19 protein-coding genes are annotated in these 18,802 nt (G+C 63.3%); 15 read left to right on the top strand and 4 right to left on the bottom strand.

Going from position 1 to position 18,802, the window contains the following annotated elements:
- Positions 1-18: 18 nt before the first annotated feature.
- The 6 genes from D9M09_RS15360 to D9M09_RS15335 all read left to right on the top strand — a co-directional run bounded on the left by D9M09_RS15360 (position 19) and on the right by D9M09_RS15335 (position 6,180).
- Positions 19-1,296: a lipoprotein-releasing ABC transporter permease subunit gene (locus D9M09_RS15360; protein WP_121669795.1), complete on the top strand. Its 1,278-nt coding sequence runs from the start codon at positions 19-21 to the stop codon at positions 1,294-1,296.
- A gap of 117 nt (positions 1,297-1,413) precedes the next feature.
- A complete protein-coding gene (locus D9M09_RS15355; protein WP_034755460.1) occupies positions 1,414-2,673 on the top strand; it encodes a lipoprotein-releasing ABC transporter permease subunit in 1,260 nt (419 codons plus the stop codon).
- A gap of 16 nt (positions 2,674-2,689) precedes the next feature.
- Positions 2,690-3,415: a lipoprotein-releasing ABC transporter ATP-binding protein LolD gene (gene lolD / locus D9M09_RS15350; protein ID WP_076571574.1), complete on the top strand. Its 726-nt coding sequence runs from the start codon at positions 2,690-2,692 to the stop codon at positions 3,413-3,415.
- Positions 3,416-3,424: 9 nt separating this feature from the next.
- Entirely contained in the window at positions 3,425-4,219 is a 795-nt protein-coding gene (locus D9M09_RS15345; RefSeq protein WP_070310879.1) for a TatD family hydrolase, read from the top strand.
- Between the two features lie 4 nt (positions 4,220-4,223).
- Complete coding sequence (locus D9M09_RS15340; protein WP_099410189.1) at positions 4,224-5,465, top strand: PQQ-dependent sugar dehydrogenase; 1,242 nt, start codon at positions 4,224-4,226, stop codon at positions 5,463-5,465.
- 241 nt (positions 5,466-5,706) lie between these two features.
- Positions 5,707-6,180: a T6SS effector amidase Tae4 family protein gene (locus D9M09_RS15335; RefSeq protein WP_070310881.1), complete on the top strand. Its 474-nt coding sequence runs from the start codon at positions 5,707-5,709 to the stop codon at positions 6,178-6,180.
- 3 nt (positions 6,181-6,183) lie between these two features.
- Here D9M09_RS15335 and D9M09_RS15330 read toward each other — a convergent pair whose 3' ends face one another.
- A complete protein-coding gene (locus D9M09_RS15330; RefSeq protein ID WP_121669794.1) occupies positions 6,184-8,169 on the bottom strand; it encodes a helicase-related protein in 1,986 nt (661 codons plus the stop codon).
- Positions 8,170-8,617: 448 nt separating this feature from the next.
- On the opposite strand from D9M09_RS15330, the gene D9M09_RS29080 reads away from it, so the two are divergent.
- Both D9M09_RS29080 and D9M09_RS29075 read left to right on the top strand, forming a co-directional pair.
- Positions 8,618-8,779: a hypothetical protein gene (locus D9M09_RS29080; RefSeq protein ID WP_162995710.1), complete on the top strand. Its 162-nt coding sequence runs from the start codon at positions 8,618-8,620 to the stop codon at positions 8,777-8,779.
- A gap of 156 nt (positions 8,780-8,935) precedes the next feature.
- Positions 8,936-9,118, top strand: a complete 183-nt coding sequence (locus D9M09_RS29075; RefSeq protein ID WP_141749921.1) for a hypothetical protein — start codon at positions 8,936-8,938, stop codon at positions 9,116-9,118.
- Positions 9,119-9,200: 82 nt separating this feature from the next.
- Here the strand turns inward: D9M09_RS29075 and D9M09_RS29070 are convergent, their stop codons facing one another.
- Positions 9,201-9,377, bottom strand: coding sequence for a hypothetical protein (locus D9M09_RS29070; RefSeq protein ID WP_162995709.1), 177 nt, complete (start codon positions 9,375-9,377; stop codon positions 9,201-9,203).
- Between the two features lie 140 nt (positions 9,378-9,517).
- On the opposite strand from D9M09_RS29070, the gene D9M09_RS15325 reads away from it, so the two are divergent.
- Genes D9M09_RS15325 through D9M09_RS15315 form a run of 3 tightly spaced genes read left to right on the top strand, consistent with a single transcriptional unit; the run spans position 9,518 to position 13,338 of the window.
- Positions 9,518-11,953: a DNA internalization-related competence protein ComEC/Rec2 gene (locus D9M09_RS15325; protein ID WP_121669793.1), complete on the top strand. Its 2,436-nt coding sequence runs from the start codon at positions 9,518-9,520 to the stop codon at positions 11,951-11,953.
- 39 nt (positions 11,954-11,992) lie between these two features.
- Complete coding sequence (locus D9M09_RS15320; protein ID WP_121669792.1) at positions 11,993-12,757, top strand: hypothetical protein; 765 nt, start codon at positions 11,993-11,995, stop codon at positions 12,755-12,757.
- Positions 12,758-12,816: 59 nt separating this feature from the next.
- Entirely contained in the window at positions 12,817-13,338 is a 522-nt protein-coding gene (locus D9M09_RS15315) for a GNAT family N-acetyltransferase (protein WP_083287881.1), read from the top strand.
- Between the two features lie 3 nt (positions 13,339-13,341).
- Here D9M09_RS15315 and D9M09_RS15310 read toward each other — a convergent pair whose 3' ends face one another.
- Positions 13,342-14,265, bottom strand: coding sequence for a LysR family transcriptional regulator (locus D9M09_RS15310; protein WP_070291595.1), 924 nt, complete (start codon positions 14,263-14,265; stop codon positions 13,342-13,344).
- A 151-nt stretch (positions 14,266-14,416) separates the two neighbouring features.
- Between D9M09_RS15310 and D9M09_RS15305 the strand changes: the two genes are divergently transcribed.
- The 4 genes from D9M09_RS15305 (at position 14,417) to dcd (ending at position 17,468) form a co-directional block, all read left to right on the top strand.
- Entirely contained in the window at positions 14,417-15,178 is a 762-nt protein-coding gene (locus D9M09_RS15305) for a sulfite exporter TauE/SafE family protein (RefSeq protein WP_034756294.1), read from the top strand.
- Positions 15,179-15,199: 21 nt separating this feature from the next.
- On the top strand, positions 15,200-15,907 hold the full coding sequence (locus tag D9M09_RS15300; RefSeq protein WP_121669791.1) for an HAD family hydrolase: 708 nt from the start codon (positions 15,200-15,202) through the stop codon (positions 15,905-15,907).
- Positions 15,908-15,965: 58 nt separating this feature from the next.
- A complete protein-coding gene (locus tag D9M09_RS15295; protein WP_121669790.1) occupies positions 15,966-16,766 on the top strand; it encodes an alpha/beta fold hydrolase in 801 nt (266 codons plus the stop codon).
- Positions 16,767-16,898: 132 nt separating this feature from the next.
- Entirely contained in the window at positions 16,899-17,468 is a 570-nt protein-coding gene (gene dcd / locus D9M09_RS15290) for a dCTP deaminase (RefSeq protein WP_034755486.1), read from the top strand.
- A 35-nt stretch (positions 17,469-17,503) separates the two neighbouring features.
- On the opposite strand, the gene D9M09_RS15285 is transcribed toward dcd, so the two are convergent.
- The gene (locus D9M09_RS15285; RefSeq protein WP_240453384.1) at positions 17,504-18,742 is read right to left on the bottom strand and encodes a PrpF domain-containing protein; all 1,239 of its coding nucleotides are present in this window, start codon (positions 18,740-18,742) and stop codon (positions 17,504-17,506) included.
- Between the last annotated feature and the right edge of the window lie 60 nt (positions 18,743-18,802).

Here is an 18,802-nt window from a genome sequence, read left to right as displayed (position 1 = left end):
TCGTTGTCGCGGGAGCGCATGAGCATCATCAAACAATTTCCTTTTGAGTGGCAGGTCGGCGTGCGCTATACGCGCGCCGGGAAACGCAGTGGCCGCAACAGCTTCATTTCCTTCATCTCTCTCATTTCCGTGGCCGGCATCGGCCTGGGCGTGGCCGCCCTGATCGTCGTCCTCTCCGTCATGAACGGCTTCCAGAAGGAAGTCACCGACCGCCTGATGTCGGTGCTGGCCCATGTCGAGGTGTTCGACACGAGCGGTTCCATGCCCAACTGGCAGGCGCAGGAGCGCGCCGCCTACGCCAACCCGCAAGTGAAAGCCGTGTCGCCGTTCGTGGAAACCCAGGGCATGCTGCTCAATGACGAAACCATGCGCCCGTCCGTCGTGCGCGGCGTGCTGCCGCAGCAGGAAGCCACCGTCTCCAGCGTGGCCGCCCAGATGAAGCAGGGCAGTTTCAAGGAATTGACGCCGGGCTCGTACAACATCGTGCTGGGCATCGACCTGGCCAAGGCGCTCGGCGTGAAAGTGGGGCAGAACGTCACCCTGATGCTCGAGCGCGAGCCCAGGGCGGGCGATCCGGCCAACGGCATCGTCATGCCGCGCATGCGCGCGCTCAAGGTGGCCGGCATCTTCGAGGCGGGTCACAATGAACTTGACGGCAGCCTGGCGTTTGTGAACATGCAGGATGCGGAGCAGCTGCTGCAGCTCGACGGCCCGTCCGGCCTGCGTCTGCGGTTGCACGACATGAACAAGGCGCCCCAGGTGGCGCGCGAACTGAAGGCATCGATGCCGGGCCAGCTGTGGATGCGCGACTGGTCGCGCGCCAGTGCCAGCTGGTATGCGCTGGTGCAAAGCCAGAAGAACATGATGTTCATCATCCTCAGCATGATCATCGCCGTGGCCGCGTTCAACCTCGTCTCGACCCTGGTGATGTCGGTCACCGACAAGCAGGCCGATATCGCCATCCTGCGCACGCTGGGCGCCTCGCCGTTCTCCATCATGAAGATATTCATGATCCAGGGCGCGCTGGTGGGCTTGCTGGGGAGTGCTTTGGGCGTGATCGGCGGCGTCGTGCTGGCGCTGAACGTGGGCGTCATCGTGCCCTTCATCGAAGGCATCTTCGGCCTGCACTTCATCTCCAAGGAAATCTACCAGATCAGCGCCGTGCCGTCGGACGTGCATTGGCTGGACGTGGCGCAGATCGGCCTGATCGCCTTTGGCCTGGCGCTGGTGGCCACCATCTACCCGAGCTGGCGCGCCGCCAGAGTCAAGCCGGCCGAGGCCCTGCGCTATGAATAAGAAAATTACCCCTAAGGCAGAACCTGGGGTCGGACCCTCAGGGTCCGACCCCGGCACTTCGCCATTGGGTTGGCACGGTGGCATGTCGCTTACACAAGAATCAATCACTTCACAAGCATGTTAAAAAATCTTCCCTTCGAATGGCTGGTCGGCCTGCGCTACACGCGGGCCGGCAAGCGCAGTGGCCGCAACAGTTTTATCTCCTTCATCTCGCTCATTTCCATGGCCGGCATCGGCCTGGGCGTGGCGGCGCTGATCGTCGTGCTGTCCGTGATGAACGGCTTCCAGAAGGAAGTGACGGACCGCATGCTGTCCGTGCTGGCCCACGTGGAAGTGTTCGACAACAGCGGCAGCATGCCCGACTGGCGCGCGGAAGCGGCGCAAGCCTTCAAGAATCCGGCCGTGAAGGGCGCCGCGCCATTCGTGGAAACCCAGGGCATGCTGCTGCGCGACGATGCGCTGCGTCCCGCCATCGTGCGCGGCGTGCTGCCCGAGGAGGAGCCGAACGTGTCCGACGTGGCGGGCCAGACGCGCATGGGCAGCTTCAAGGCCCTGCAGCCGGGCACCTTCAATATCGTGCTGGGCATCGAGCTGGCGCGCGCCCTGCGCGTCAACCTCGGCGAAAAAGTCACCTTGATGCTGGCCCAGGGCCAGGTCACGCCGGCCGGCGTGCTGCCGCGCATGCGCAGCTTTACCGTCAGCGGCATCTTCCAGGCGGGCCACAATGAATTCGACGCCGGTCTGGCCTTCATCAATATCGAAGACGGCCAGCGCCTGCTGCGCCTCGACGGCCCGTCCGGCCTGCGTTTGCGCCTGGCCGACATGAACCAGGCGCCGCAAGTGGCGGCGGAACTGAAGAAAACCATGCCGGGCGACCTGTGGCTGCGCGACTGGTCCAAGCTGAACGCAAACTGGTTTGCCGCCGTGCAGACGGAAAAACGCATGATGTTCATCATCCTGACCTTGATCATCGCCGTGGCCGCCTTCAACCTCGTCTCGACCCTGGTGATGACGGTGACGGACAAGCAGGCCGATATCGCGATTTTGCGCACCCTGGGTGCCTCGCCCCGTTCCATCATGAAGATCTTCATGATCCAGGGCGCGCTGGTGGGCATCCTCGGCACGATCCTGGGCGTCGGAGGCGGCGTGCTGGTGGCGATGAACATCGACGTCATCGTGCCCTTCATCGAGCACCTGCTGGGCGTGCAGTTCCTCTCCAAGGACATCTATTTCATCAGCACCGTGCCGTCCGACCTGCGCTGGCCCGACGTCACCAAGATCGGCGTGCTGGCCGTGATCCTCGCCTTTTTGGCGACCCTGTACCCAAGCTGGTGGGCTGCCCGCGTCAAACCTGCGGAAGCCCTGCGCTATGAATAAACCACTGAATACGACCATGACCGATCTGAACAAACCTGCCTCCAACGGCGCTTCCGCCGATTCCGCCGTCCTTAGCTGCCGTGGCCTGGGCAAGACTTTTACGCAGGGCAGCTACAAGGTGCAGGTGTTGGCCGGCATCGATATCGACGTGCACCGCGGCGAGCGCGTCGCCATCGTCGGCGCCTCCGGCTCGGGCAAATCGACCCTGCTGCACCTGCTGGGCGGGCTCGATACGCCCACCAGCGGCAAGGTGACCCTGCTGGGCAAGGATTTCGCCACCCTCAGCGAAAAGGCGCGCGGCGACTTGCGCAATGCTTCGCTGGGCTTCGTCTACCAGTTCCACCACCTGCTGCCCGAGTTTTCCGCGCTGGACAACGTCGCCATGCCGCTGATGATACGGCGCATGAAGCGCGCTCCGGCCACCGAACTGGCGCAGCAAATCCTCACGCGCGTCAACCTGGCCAAGCGCGTCACGCATACGCCCGGTGAATTGTCGGGCGGCGAGCGTCAGCGCGTGGCCCTGGCCCGCGCCCTCGTCACGCAGCCGGCCTGCGTGCTGGCCGATGAACCGACGGGCAACCTCGATCACGCCACGGCCGAACAGATTTTCGACCTGATGCTGGAACTGTCGCGCACCCTGGGCACGGCCTTCGTCATCGTCACACACGATATCGAACTGGCCAGGCGCTGCGACCGCGTGCTGCGCCTGACGGACGAAGGGCTGCAGCCGTACCAGTACTAAGGAGCCGCCATGTGGATCGACACGCACTGCCACCTCGACGCGCATGAATTCGGCAGCGAATCGCTGCAGGTGGCGGCGCGCGCGCAGCAGCAGGGCGTGGGCATGATCGTCGTTCCCGCCGTCGAACGGGCCAATTTCGCCATCGTGCGCGACCTGGCGGCGGCGCCCAACGCCTGCTATGCGCTCGGTATCCACCCGATCTACGTGCCGCAGGCCACGGAAGACGATCTGATCGCACTGCGCGAAACCGTGGCGCTGGCCATGCATGATCCGCGTTTTGTCGCCATCGGCGAGATCGGCCTCGATTTCTTCATTCCCATGCTGTGCGAACCGGCCATGCGCGCCAAGCAGGAGCACTTCCTGCGCGAGCAGCTGAAGATCGCCCGCGACTTCGACCTGCCCGTGCTGGCCCACGTGCGCCGCTCGCAGGACATCGTCCTCAAACACGCGCGCCAGATCCGCCCGAACGGCGGCATCGCCCATGCGTTCAATGGCAGCTTCCAGCAGGCGCAGGGCTATATCGATCTCGGTTTCAAGCTCGGTTTCGGCGGCGCCATGACGTTTACGCGCGCCTTGCAGATACGCCGCATGGCGAGCGAACTGCCTTTGGACGCCATCGTGCTGGAGACGGACGCGCCCGATATTTCGCCCAGCTGGATCCACCCGGGCCGCAACAGCCCCGAAGAATTGCCCCGCATCGGCGCCGTGCTGGCCGAATTGCGCGGCCTGGAACTTGCCGATGTGGCGGCGCAAACCAGCGCCAACGCGCGCGCCGTGCTGCCCCGATTACCCTTGATGGAATGAGACCATGAACAAGAAAATGCTTGCGAGCGCCCTGGCGGCCTGCCTTTCCGGCGCGTTTGCGCCCGCCATGGCGGCGGGCGGCGCCCAGTGCGACGGCATGCCGCGCCTCGACGTCACCACGCCGGCCGGTTTTTGCGTGGCCGTGCTGGCCGACGGCCTGAAATTTCCCCGTGGCGTGCTGCCGCTGACGAATGGCGACATCCTCGTCACGGACATGACGGGATGGGCGCCGAAACAGGGCAAATTGTGGCTGCTGCAGCCCAAGGCGGCCGGTGGCGGCTACGAACGCAAGCTGCTGCTCGACAAGCTTGATCGCCCGAACGGCATCGTGCAGGGACCGGACGGCTTGGTCTACGTGGGCGAGGTGGGACGCATCTTCCGTTTCGATCTGCGCGACCCGGCCCGCGCCACCACCGACGTGATCGGCGGCACGGCCAAGACGCCGCGCCTGCCGGGCCTCGGTTTGCATCTGCTGACGAACATGCGTTTCAGCCCCAAGGGCGACCTGTACGTGAATGTGGGATCGAGCACCGACCATTGCGAGAACGATGGCAAGGCGCCCGATCCGGCCAAGGCCTGTGCTTCGGCGGAAGGCCCGGAAGCGCTGGGTGCCATCCGCGAATACAAGATGGCCTGGCCGGCCGGCACGGTGACGAGCTGGCGCACGCATGCGCGCGGCTTGCGCAATTCGATGGCGCTGGCCTTCCATCCGGTCACGGGCGAACTGTGGCAGGCGGAAAACGCGCGCGACGCCATCCAGGCCGCCATGCCGCAGCTCAAAAGCGACGAAAACCTGCCGCATGAAGAGCTCAATCTGATCAAGGCGGACCAGCATTACGGCTGGCCGTACTGCTACGACGACAATGTCGCCAGTCCCGAATATCCGAAGACGGCTTGCGCCGCCCAATATGCGGCGCCGCAGCGCTTGCTGCCCGGCCACGCCGCGCCGCTGGGCATGACGTTTTACACGGCCAGCCGCTTCCCGGAGCTGTACAAGAACAGCCTGATCATCGGCTACCACGGCTACCGCAGCAACGGCCACCGCCTGGTGGCCCTGCTGCCCGACAAGGCCGGTGCGCCGCTGGGCAAGTCCGTTGAATTGATCAGCAACTGGGAGCGCAAGGGCAAGCAGGGCAGGGGCGCGCCCGTCGACGTGAAGCTGGGCCAGGATGGCGATATTTACATGGCCGACGACCATAACGGGCTGGTGCTCAAGCTGCATTATGCGGCGCCGGGCAAGCCGTAAGCGGCCTTCATCCGACGTCCTCGCTGGCGTTACGGCGGGCGTCGGCTTACGGCCTTTGGCCTAAGCCGACCTACATGCTCAAGTAGGTCGGATTGGCGTGGCTATGCCGCGCGTAATCCGACGTTGTTGTTGGCGTTACGGGTGCGGTCGGTTTACGCTTGATCTCGCTCAGTGCGGAGCTGCCGCATCCTCCTACAATCGGCCTGATGTCCCTGTCGACCAGGGATGACGGGAGGCTGACGTGAAACCTGCATTCATCAAGCTGCGTGAAAATTACTCGAGCGTGGCGGCCGTCGATCAGGCGGCCCTGTTCCGCGAAATCGGCTGGGAAGACTTGATCGGCAAGGACAGCTTTGCCAACACCTGCGCCATCCGCGTCAGCCTGGCCCTGATCAAGGCCGGGGTCCAGGTCAAGGGCCGAATGGCGATACGCAAGGGGGCATTCAAGGGCGCGCTGATCGAACCGGGGCAGGCCAAGCTGTCGCACATGCTGGCCAGCCCCTCGATGTTTGGCGCGCCGGAAAAATTTACCAGGGATGACGCCATGGAAGGCATCGGCCAGCGCCAGGGCGTCGTCGCCTTCTTCCGCATTCCCGGCTACCTGGGCGGCGCGGGCGGGCATATCGACATCCTGCTGCCCTCCATCGGCGTGAAAGTGTGCGGCAGCGAATGCTACTGGGATTGCGGCGAGGTCTGGTTCTGGCCCGTCAGGTGACGCTTATTTGAACTTCTTCGACCGTCCGCGCGAGGCCGCATTGTGCGCGCGCAGGATGGAATCGACGCGCTCGGACGCATCGCGCGACAGGTGTTGCGCCACCGCGATATCGGGGAAGAATTCGGGCAGGCGGTAGCTGAGCCAGGCATACGCGGAATAGTAGCGGCAAGTGTCTTCCACCTGCTGCAGATTCTGCGTGCCGCCGCCGTGCGCGTGCTGGCGCAAGGTGCTCGTTTTTCCCTGCGACAGATTCTTCGCCCAGTGCTCCCACGCCGTCTGCAGGGACGGCACCTTGCTCGATATCGGCACCAGCGACAAGGTAAATTTGTCGGCCACGGACAGGGGCAGGGTGTCGAGCCAAACGGCGCGCTCCTTCTGGTCTTCCGTGATGCGCGGGAAGAAGAAGCCGTCCGGCACGTCGATATTGTGGATGAAGCGGCGCAGCAGTTTACTGAGCGACAGCTCTCCCGTCACCGACGAAATCCGGTGCAGATGTTCGAGCGAGGGCGCCACGGCAAAGCCGCTGGTGTTCAGCGGGTGCAGCTTTTCCTTCAGCAGCGCGCGCATCACTTCATGCGTCTCGTTGTCGTAGCCGGCCACGAGTCCCTCTTCATGCACGCCATAGCGGCCCGCGCGTCCGGCGATCTGGCGCGCCAGCGCGGCCGAAATCTCTTCCTCTTCACGGCCATTGTATTTGACGCAGGTGGTCATGACGATGCGCGCGATCGGCATGTTCAGGCCCATCGCCAGCGCATCCGTGCCGACGACGATATCGGCCGTGCCGTCGCGGAAGCGCTGCGCCTGCGCACGCCGCACTTCGGGCGACAGGTTGCCGTAGACGGTGGCCACCGATAATCCCGTTTCCGTGATCATGTCGCGCCACATCAGCACTTCGCGGCGCGAAAAGGCGATGACGGCGTCGCCGCGGCGCAGGTTGCGCACCTTGCGCACGGCCGTCGGCTCCATCGACAGGGGCGCCATGCGTTTCAGGACGTGCACTTCCAGCGGGCAGTCCAGGCGTTCGGCCAGCGCCTCGATGGCGCGCCGCGCTTCGGGCGCCCCCACCAGGTAGACGGTGTGGGCCGGCGCGCCGCAGACGGCCGCCGTCCACGCGGCACCCCGGTCCGGATCGGCCAGCATCTGGATTTCATCGATGACGGCCACTTCGACGACGGTTTTCGTGTCCAGCATTTCCACCGTGCTGGCCACGTGCGTGGCGCCGTCGACGACCCTGCGCTCCTCGCCCGTGATCAAGCTCACGGCCAGCGGCTTGCCATGCGGCGCGGCTTCCTGCAGGCGTTCGTAGTTTTCCAGAGCCAGCAATCGCAATGGCGCGAGATAGATGCCGCTCTTCGCCTTGACCAGCGCTTCCATGGCGCGGTGCGTCTTGCCGGAGTTCGTGGGCCCCAGCAGGGCGATGAAGCGGCGCGGCAGGCGGCGTGCCATCTCGAACGAGGCGGGATACTCGGCCAGGTTGATGCTCTGGCGCGTGCGTGCCGCGTGCTGTTCCTCCTGCTGGCGCTCGATGGCGTGGTTGAAGCGCTGGCGGATGCGGTCGAACACCATGCCGGCCGGCTCCGACGTCTGCATGTCGGCCAGCGTGTGCAGGAAGACCATCGGGTCCGTGTCTACATCCTCGCTCAGGCCTGCGATATCGGCGACGAAATCCATCACATGCTGGCGCAGTTCCTCGAAGACGGCCGCGCTGGCCCGCTCGCGCACCAGGGCCAGCTTGGTCTCGCGGTCCATCTTGCGCCATTTGGCCGGCCGCGCCAGCACGCCCTGGCTTGGCACCAGTGCATACGGCACCACCAGGTGGCCTGCCTTGACCACGCCGGAAAAGCGCACGAAGACGCGGCCTTCCATCTTGACCAGGCGGATATGCTCGGCCAGCTCCCCCAGTTCCGCGACCAGGGTGGCGTCGTTATTGTCTTCGCTGCTGTCGGAAAGGTCGGTGGAAGTATCGGGAGGAAGTGCGGAGGAAGTCATGTCGTGCCTGGGTGTTGAAGTAAGCGAGGCCGATTATACCGTGCGCAGGGCAAGATTTTTCCCCGGAGCACGGTGCGGCCGCCGCACGAGCGCTGATCTGTAAAACGATGATTCCTTGAGGCGGATACGCAACTGGCAACCATGGAGGGCGGCGCTGCCGCCTGCTTGCCAATCATCTTGCTTGAACGCGGAATGGGAATCCGATATCCGGTGCTTTGCGCTTATCGGTTTTTCCCTGCTGCATTTTTATTTGGCTGGAATTTCCATGAATGTATTTTTATTAACTTTGTTAATTTTTTGAATTTAACATTAAAATTTCAATTGCCGTGGCGCCGATGGTAACAAAGAGTATGTTTTTATCGATAGCCATGGTGATGATATTCGTATCGTGTCTGTATTTTTCATTGCGCAAGGAATTGGCCGATGGCGTGAAATGAATTGAATTGTCTTGACAATTAATAATGGCGAGCTGATCATGGATTCAGATTTTGCAAGGGAATTTTGGTATCTTTTCAAAATATCTGAAATTGACGGCGACTACGGCATTATTCTGGATGCCGCTCTGGCTATCGGCTGGGGCGTGCCGTTGATATGCACGGCTTTGATTTGACGGTGCTCCAGGATACGTTGGAGGCCGCAGGATTTTCCATTTCGCGCTGACGTACGGCCAGCGCGCGATGACACCCGACATACCTGTGTATGTGGCCCTGCGCCAGAGGATGGCGCGCGCGGGGATTCATCAGCCATCCGACTTTGGGAGAACTCCATGAATAAAAAGCTCGCTGCATTTCTTTTTGCGTCAGGTCTCGGTTTGGCGGTAACGGCGACGCCAGCCTTTGCCAGCTGCTATAGCGCCTGCGCTGCCGAATGGCGGGCTTGCATCGCCGCCGGTACCGCTCAAGCCGAGTGCGGCGCCGAGCGGTCCGCCTGCCTGCAATCCTGCAATTGACGGGAGGAATACTGCGCGCTGCGGCAGCCACTATCGTAGCCTGTTGCCGCTGACGCCAGCAAGCCATGCCGCCCATGGCAGTTCAGGCTGCCCGTGCGTGCGCGGCGCGTAGTCCCCAGCCGGTGGCGATCAATCCGTCGCCGGCTTGCAGCGGCGCTGCAGCGTCCATGAACGCATGACCTTCGCCGCAGACCAGGTCGAGCACCGCCAAGGGGTTATTGCTGACCGACACGAGGTCGGTCAGTACGGCATAGGACAAGGTGTAGCTGGTGGATGCAGTGCATGAGCGTTCTTATCCAGTGCACCTTTGCGCCAGATCAGACGGCAAGGCGTGGAAAACGATCACAGTAGCTGAGCCCCTTTCGCAGCGAGCCGATTTTGCCTTGATTCTGCCTTCCCATGCGCATCCTGATACTCGGCTTTGCCGCTGGCGCCGCCTGGTTGCAGACGCAGGCAGGCTTGCCGCCGCACGCGGGCGCGCTGCTGTCGGTGATCGCTGGCGCGGCGCTGCTGATGGCGTGGCTGTTGTGCCGACACGCGCGCTGGCGTTCCTGTTGGCGTTCCGCTATTGCGCTCTCGGCCGGCGTGGGGCTGGGCTTTTATTGGGCCGCCTGGCTGGCCCAGTCCGCCATGACGCCGCAGCTGGCGCTGGCCGACGAGGGACAGGACATCGTCGTGACGGGCACGGTGGCCAGCTTGCCGTACCGCTTCGAGCAGGGCGTGCGCTTCAATTTTGCCGTGGAGAAGGCACTCAATGCAAAGGTGCCGCCCTTGATCGCCCTGTCCTGGTATGCGGGCTTTCGCGATGAGGTGACGAACGAGGTGGGCGACGTGCAGCCGGGTGAACGCTGGCGCCTGACGGTGCGCCTGCAGCGCCCGCACGGCAACGCGAATCCCATGGGTTTCGATTACGAGGCATGGCTGCTGGAGCAGGGCGTACGCGCCACCGGCTATGTGCGGCCGCAGCCGCGCGCCGATACGCCGAACGTGCGCGTGGCCGCCTTCGTGCCCGCTTTCGGCAATGTGGTGGAAGCGAGCCGCGCGGCATTGCGTGCGCGCATACTGCGCAGCCTGGAAGATAAACAGTATGCGGGCGTGATCGTGGCGCTGGTGGTGGGCGACCAGCGCGCCATTCCCCAGTCGGACTGGCAAGTGTTCAACCGCACGGGTGTCAGTCATTTGATTTCGATTTCCGGCTTGCATATTACGATGATCGCGGGCTTGTTCGCCCTGGGCGCGGGCGCGCTGTGGCGGCGCTCATTCTTTACCGACCGGCAACTGCCCTTGCTGTTGCCGGCGCAAAAGGTGGCGGCGCTGGCCGGTGCGCTGGCGGCATTGGTGTACGTGCTGCTGGCCGGCTTCGGCGTGCCCGCGCAGCGCACTTTATATATGTTGCTGGTGGTGGCGCTGGCCCTGTGGCTGGGGCGCATCACCAGCATCATCCATATCCTGTGCCTGGCGCTGGGCGTGGTCGTGCTGCTTGATCCGTGGGCCGTGCTGTGGCCCGGTTTCTGGCTGTCGTTCGGCGCCGTCGCCACCATGCTGTACGCGACGGCGGGCCGCACCACGGCGCCGTTGCCGGAGAACGCCAGCCGCTGGCGCCGCCTGCGTGCGGCCGTGGCGCTCGGTGCGCATACGCAATACGTGGTGACGGTGGGGCTGGTGCCGTTGACGATGCTGCTGTTTTCGCAAGTCTCGCTCGTGTCGCCCGTCGCCAATGCGCTGGCCATACCCGTCATCAGCCTGGTCGTCACGCCTTTGTCCCTGGCGGGCAGCCTGCTGCCGGCGCCCCTGTGCGACTGGTTGCTGCTGCTGGCGCACGCCATCGTGCAGATGCTGGCGCAGGTGCTGGACTGGCTCGGTGCGCGCCGCTTTGCCGTCTGGACGGCGCCCGCGCCGCCATGGTGGAGTTTTTGCTGGGCATTGTTCGGCACGGCCTGGCTGCTGGCGCCACGCGGATGGCCGCAGCGCTGGGCCGGCATGCTGGGCTGGCTGCCGCTGCTGACGGCCTTGCCGTCCAGCCCGCAGCCGGGCCAGATGTGGATCACGGCCTTTGATGTGGGACAAGGCATGGCCGTGCTGGTGGAAACCCACGATCACCGACTGCTGTACGACACGGGCCCCGCCTACAGTCTCGATTCCGACGGCGCCAGCCGTGTCATCGTGCCGTATCTGCGCGCACGGGGTATCAGCAAGCTCGACGGCGTGATCATCTCGCACAGCGACCTCGATCACGCGGGCGGCGCTATCTCTCTGCTGGAGAACGTGCAAGTGGGCTGGCTGGCTTCGTCCCTGTTCGATGGCCACCCGGCCGTCGAGGCCCGGCGGCAAGCCCGGCGTCCGTATCTGCATTGCGTGGCGGGCCAGAACTGGATCTGGGAAGGCGTGCGCTTCGCCATGCTGCACCCATTACCCGCCAGCCACACGGACATTTCACTGAAACCGAACGCCCGCAGCTGCACCGTGAAGATCACGGCCGGCAAGCATGCAATCTTGCTGGCCGGCGACATCGAGGCGGCGCAGGAAGCACAGTTGCTGGCGCGCTCGGCCGATGGCGACCTGGCCGCCGACGTGCTGCTGGCGCCGCACCACGGCAGCGGCACCTCGTCGACACCGGCCTTTCTGAACGCCGTCCATCCGGCCCTGGCGATTTTCCAGGTCGGGCACCGGAACCGCTACAAACATCCGAAGCCGCAAGTGTATGCGCGCTATGGCGACATGGGCATTGCCCGGCTGCGCACGGATGTGACGGGGGCGGTGGTGCTGGAATTTGGCGACGATATCGATGCGACGTTGTACCGGGCCAGTCGGCCACGGTACTGGCATGGGCGATAAGGCAGTGCGCCTCATCGGATGCCGGACAGGAGACCCATTATGTGCGATGAATGCAATCCCTTCGAGCGCTGGTTGGCGAAGGCCGACGCTGCTTACCGGCGCTTGCGTTCGATTCGGTGGGATCAGGGGTTACGTTATGTGGAGGGGATTTCGCCAGCGTTGGCGCAGGCGATACAGCATACGGGTATTGGTATCGCGAGCGGCTTGTTTACTGGCTTGATCTTGTTTGGATTGCAATTTACGATTGATCAGCCTGTCAATGACATGGCCAAATCGCTACAGCGCAAATTCATTGTGCATTACCAGGATATTCCAGCACCCTTGTTCAATCTTGTCCTTTTTCTGGCGGCATGCACCATGTTGTTGACTGCCGAGTGGGGGCATTTTTTCAGGCAGAAAGTGCTGGTGCCTGTCATACATGGCATCTCGCATACAGTGTCAATTAGCACCGGGATGTTATTGTCGCTCGTCTTTTCGGACGTGCTGACGAAGAGTTTTCTGCCGAATATCGGACAATGGTTATTCAGCCTCCTTATTATTTCGATAGTGTGGATACTCGCAGTGACGATGAACGCAGTTATTTATTTATGTCGCTACGGCGTGGTGGGGCTATGGCGAAAGAAGAGCTGCGCTGGCGAAGAGTGTCCTGCACCGCAAAAAAAGTACGAGGTCCTGCACTTTATTTTTCCACTGGTGGGAATTTTTCTTATCTTTTACCTGTGGGGAGATGTCAAGCGCAGCGCCGTACAGGTGGCCGATGCCGCCAAGGCCAGCAAGGTGGCGGACTGTGCAGTTGCACACTAGCTGTTTTCATATTCGCTTCAGCAGCATCTCAACGGAAGAACCCAATCGAGGAGCGTTGATTGTTACATTTAAGCAGCCATTATCTGATCAGCCTGGCCCAGGCCGCCGACATCGACGCCATCACGACCTTGTTGCAAGCTAATTCCCCCTCGCGGGGCGGCAGCCTGACGGGCGAGTTTTCGCGCGACAAGGTGGCCAGCATGGCGGATGGCGAATCGCCCGTCATTGTGGCGCGGCGCGCAGCGGACGGGCCTGTCGTTGGCGTGTTGTTCAGCGATGCAGCTGCCACCGCGCAGGCGCCCGTGGTGCTGGCCATGCTGGCCGCGTATCGGGGAAGTGACAAGGCCTACGTGTATGGCCCCGTCTGCATCGCGGACTCGGAGCGGGGGCAGGGCTTGCTGGTGCTGCTGTACTCTGCCATGCGCGCGCGGCATGGGGGTGCGGAGGCGGTGCTGTTCATCCGGCGCGACAATATCGGCTCGCTGCGTGCGCATGAACGACTGGGCATGCGCGAGGTGGCCGCCTTTGTTTTCGATGGCGCGCAGTTCGCCGTGTATAGCGACGTCATCGCCGCGAAATAGATGCTAACTTGCCCGTTCATCGGGTATTTCCAGCCCTCGCTGCCGCACATATTCCAGAAACAGCCGGGCCCCCTTGGCCATCCTCGACGTGCCATACACGGCATGGATGCTCGGGTCCAGCTCCTTAGATGACGTCAGCCGGTATGCCGTGCAGACCCGGCGCAAGGTGCCGGCGGCGACAAACGGCTCGGCCAGCCAGCTGGCCAGGCGCACGATGCCGGCGCCTTCCAGGGCCGCCTGGAAGGTGGCGATGCCGGAAGTGAAGCGGAAGCGGGGCTGCACCTGGTAGCGCACGTTGCGCTCGGTGGAAACGAAATGCCAGTCGCGCAGGATGCGGGGAGCCGAGTGCATGATGATGTCGTGGCCGGCCAGCTCTTCCGGTTCCTCGGGCGCGCCCATGCGGGCGATATAGTCGGGCGAGGCGTACATGTAGCGGCGGTAGTTCCACAGGGGATAGCCGATCAGCTCGCTCGACTGGGGGAAGGCGCCGCGGATGGCGAAATCGAGCTTTTCCTGGATGGGGTCGATCGATTTGTCCGAGAAATGGATGTCCACGGACACGTTCGGATAGTCGCGCGAAAATTGCGCCACCACTTTCGGCAGGAAGCCCAGCGACAAAATTTCCGGCGCCGAGAGGCGCACCCAGCCTTGCGGCGAGTTGCTCAGCTCTGCCAGCTGCTCTTCCGCCTCGGCCTGCGTTTCCAGCAAGTGCTTGGCCGACGCGTAATAGGTCTCGCCGGCCGTCGTCAGGGTGAACTGCTTTTGCGTGCGCAGGATCAGCTCGGCGCCGATGGCGTCTTCGAGGAACTGGATGGCGCGCGTGACGGCCGACGGCGAGCGTCCCAGCATGCGCGCCGCATGGATGAAGCTGCGCTTTTCCACCACGGTGCAAAAGGCGCGGATCTCCCACATCAGTTTCATCGACATCGCGTGACTCCCGGCAAAAGAGGCCAGTAGACCGCACGGGGCGCATTCCGTCAAGCGTTACGCCTGATTGCGTTTTCCGCAATTTGAAGTTGCATCCGAAAAAGTGCCTGACGCCTATACTGCCGCTGTCGCCCATTCCATATTGCCTATCATGCTGACCATCTCGCTGCTGTGTTTATTTGCCTTCTTTGCCGGCCTGATCGATGCCGCCGTGGGCGGGGGCGGGCTGATACAGCTGCCGGCCCTGTTCAACCTGATGCCGAACATGGCGTCGACCTCCTTGCTGGGCACGAATAAACTGGCGTCCGCCTGCGGCACCACGTTTGCCGCCCGCTCGTTTGTCGGCAAGGTCCACATCCCGTGGCTGCTGGTGCTGCCGGCCGTGGCCAGCGCCTTCGTCATGTCCTTCATCGGCGCGGCCGCCGTGTCCTACGTGCCGCAGCAAGTGGTGCGCCCAATGGTGCTGGTGTTGATCATCATCATGGCCATCTACACCTTCATCAAGAAGGATTTCGGCACGACGCGCGAAGCGCGCCCCATCGGCCCCCGTGAGCGCATCCTCGCCATCGTCATCGGTGGCGCCATCGGCTTTTATGACGGTCTGTTCGGGCCGGGCACGGGCAGTTTTTTGATTTTCCTGTTCATCCGCGTCTTCGGCTTCGATTTCATCCTCGCCTCGGCCTGCTCGAAACTGGTGAATATCGCCACCAACGTGGCCGCGCTGGCCTTCTTCATTCCCGCCGGCCACGTGGTCTACGCGGTGGCAGCGCCCATGGCCGTGTGCAATATCCTGGGCGCCCTGACGGGCACCTGGATCGCCGTGCGCCGCGGCGCCGCCTTCGTGCGCATCCTCTTCCTCGTGCTGCTGGTGCTGCTGATCGTGAAGTTGTCCTACGACATTTTCTTCAAGTAAGTTTTTGAACGACAACAAGCCATGAAAACCATCCGGGGCGTGCTGTGGGACAACGATGGCGTGCTGGTCGATACCGAACAGCTGTTTTACGAAAGCAACCGCGACTTGCTCTTGCCCTACGGCATAGACTTGACGCCGAAGCAATTTTTTGACTGGTTCCTGGACAATAACTACGGCGCCTGGCATCTGCTGCTGGGGCAGGGGCACAGCATTGAGCTGGTCGAGCGCCTGCGGGCCGAGCGCACCGAGCTGTTTGCGCAACGCCTGCGCCAGGCGGGGCAGCTGGCCATCCCCGGCATCGGGCAAGTGCTGGCGGCGCTGCGCCCGCATGTGGCCATGGGCGTCGTCACCAGCGCCTATGAGCAACATTTCCGCATCAGCCATGCGGCCACGGGCTTGCTCAGCCACTTCGACTTCGTGCTGACGCGCGAAATGTATGGCGAGAGCAAGCCGGCGCCCGACGGCTACCAGCTGGGCTTGCAGCGCCTTGGCCTGGCCGCCGCCGACTGCGTGGCCGTCGAAGACTCGCCGCGCGGCTTGCGCGCCGCCAGGGCGGCCGGGCTGGAGTGCATCGTCGTGCGCAATCCCATGAACTGTCACCATGCGTTTGACGATGCTTTTTGCGTGGTCGATTCCAACGCCGAGCTGGGCGAAGTACTGGCCTCGTTCGTGCCCGGCATGGCGCCAGCGCGCCCGCTGCCAGCTCGCAAATTAGAGGTCTTCCTCTGATCCGTCTTGCCGGCATGCCATTACAATTGCCTATCGCATTCACCGGCACCGTCCCACGATGACCCTCCCGCAACTGCACTTTGCCCACGCCAACAGTTACCCTGCCGGCACCTACCGCAAGCTGTTCGGCTTGCTGGGCCAGCACTACACCGTGCAGGCGCTCGACATGCATGCGCACGATCCGGATTACCCCGTCAGCACGGGCTGGCCCGAGCTGGTGCGCGAGTACATCGACGACCTGGAGCGCCGCTACAGCGCGCCCGTGATCCTCGTCGGCCATTCGCTGGGCGGCATGCTCAGCGTGATGGTGGCCAAGCAGCGGCCCGACCTGGTGCGTTGCGTGGTCTTGCTCGATTCGCCCGTGGTGGCGGGCTGGCGCGCCTTGCTGGTGCGCCTGGCGCGCAACACGGCGCTGGGCGAGCGGTTTTCCCCCTCGCGTTTTTCCGCCCGGCGGCGCAAGCTGTGGCCCGATGCGCAAGCCGCGTATGAACACTTCGCGGCCAAGGACATGTTCGCCATCTGGGCGCCGCAAGTCTTGCGCGATTACATCGACAGCGGCCTGGCTCCCCATCCGGACGGGGTGCAGCTGCGTTTTACGCGCGAAGTGGAAACGCAGGTCTACCGCAGCTTGCCGCACCATATCGGCGGCCTCGTCAAGGATGGGTTTCCCGTGCCCATCGGCTTTATCGGCGGCACGGAATCGGTGGAATGCCGCCAGGCGGGCTTGACGGCCACGCGCAAGCTGGTCGGCAAGTTTTTCCGCCAGGTGCCGGGCGGCCATCTGTTTCCCATGGAAAACCCGGAACTGACGGCGCAAGTGGTGCGCGAGATGATCACGGCATTGCTGTCGAAACAATAGCCTTCCGCCAAGGATTTTCAGGGGATGGGGGCCAACAGCGGCGGATTTTCGCGTAAAATCCTGCCATTCGGGCCGCGCCTGCACCTGGCGCGCCGCCCCAGCCATTCGATATTCTAGAAAGATACCCCTGCGATGACGATTAAAAGCGATAAATGGATACGCCGCATGGCGGAAACAACGGGCATGATCGAGCCGTTCGAACCGGGCCAGGTCAAGGAACGCGACGGCAACCGCATCGTTTCCTACGGCACCTCCAGCTATGGCTATGACATCCGTTGCGCCGACGAGTTCAAGTTGTTTACCAACATCAACACCACCATCGTCGATCCCAAGGATTTTGACGCGAATAACTTCGTCGATGTGTCGGGCAAGGGCTATTGCATCATCCCGCCGAATTCGTTCGCGCTGGCCCGTACCGTGGAATATTTCCGCATTCCCCGCAACGTCTTGACGATTTGCCTGGGCAAGAGCACGTATGCGCGCTGCGGCATCATCGTCAACGTCACCCCGTTCGAACCGGAATGGGAAGGCTATGTGACCCTGGAGTTTTCGAATACGACACCGTTGCCGGCGAAAATCTACGCCAACGAAGGCGTGGCGCAAGTGCTGTTTTTCGAATCCGACGAAGTGTGCGAAACCTCGTACAAGGACCGCGGCGGCAAATACCAGGGCCAGGTCGGCGTGACATTGCCGAAGACCTGATTGATTGCTTGAACGGGCGGGGCGCCAGTCCTGCTTTAAATCTGTTTCAGCAGCCACGCCTTCAGCGCGGTTGACGGCTGGTACAGGGGAACATGGCCGCGCAGCAAGATTTGCGCGCTGCGCCGGTAGGCCGCACCGTCGATGGCGATGTTGCCCGTCACCGCGTCCTGGCGCGCCACGATGGTGGTGTCCAGGATGCCGGCCGGGTTGGCTAGGCCCAGTTCCATCTCTGTTTCCGCTTGCTTGACTGGCGGCACGCCGCGCGCCAGCGCATGCGCCACCGTGCCCGGTATCAGGCAAGCGGCCGCCAGGCAGCAGCCTCCCGAGACCGCCAGCGAGGCGTGGCCCGATTGCGGCGTAAAGTAACGCACCGCAATATTTCCCTCTTCCGCCGCCGGCCCCACGATGCAGAACTTGGGGATGGTTTCGCTGCGTTCCAGTTCCGCCAACGTCATCAACCCGCCATCGCGCTTGCGCAAGCCCATCAGCAGTCCCGCCGCGCTCCACACCTGGCGGATCGCCTGCATGAAAGCCGTATCCGCTTCCAGTTCCGCGATGGACTCGTGCGCCGTCTTGCCGAACTGGCTCGCTGGCGCGATGACCATGGGCACGGCCACATCCACGCACGAGACCACATAACCGTGCACCACATCCTGCGCATTGCCTGTTGGTAATAATTTTCCCGTCTTGGCGCCTGCCGGCTGCCGCAGGAACAGGTCCACGCGGGGGAAGTTGCCGGTCACGCCAGGAATGCTGGCGGCCGTAAAGCTGCCGTCGCGTTCGCGCGCCATGCGCGAGGTGGTGATGACGCCCGTGTTGGTGTTGCGGATATCGATATCGTGCGCGCCGATGGCCAGTGCCTCGATCACGCCGCTGTCCAGCCCCCACAGTTGCAGGGCGGACGACATATTGCCGCAGTTCACGCTCCAGTCGATATCGCCGTGTTCGCCAGCCAGCTGGGCCAGGGTGCTGACCAGGCGCGGCTGGCCCGCATGCTGTTCCACCTCGGCGAGGAAGACTTTATTGCTGGTGGGCGTGCCCCGACCCAGGCCCGTGATTTGCCGGTTGCCCGGCTGCCGGCCGGACTGGGGCACGCCCATCAGGTGGCGCAGCAATTCCTCGCGCAGCGTTTGCTCGGCCGGCACGCAGGTCCCGTGCAAGACCAGGCCCGTCGACGTGCCGCCACGCATGTGGTGGACGGGAAACTCGATCACGCCGCAGCGTTGGCGGGGCACGAGGTCGGGCAGGGCGGGCAGCAGGGGCGTCATCATCATGGATCGTGGTCAAGGCAGGAAGCGCCAGTGTGCCAGTTTTTCTTGCTGGCGTGCAATCGG

The organism is Janthinobacterium agaricidamnosum (assembly GCF_003667705.1).
GTDB lineage: Bacteria > Pseudomonadota > Gammaproteobacteria > Burkholderiales > Burkholderiaceae_D > Janthinobacterium.
The sequence above is the reverse complement of the archived record's forward strand: the minus strand, read 5'-3'. Positions and strand labels throughout refer to the sequence as shown.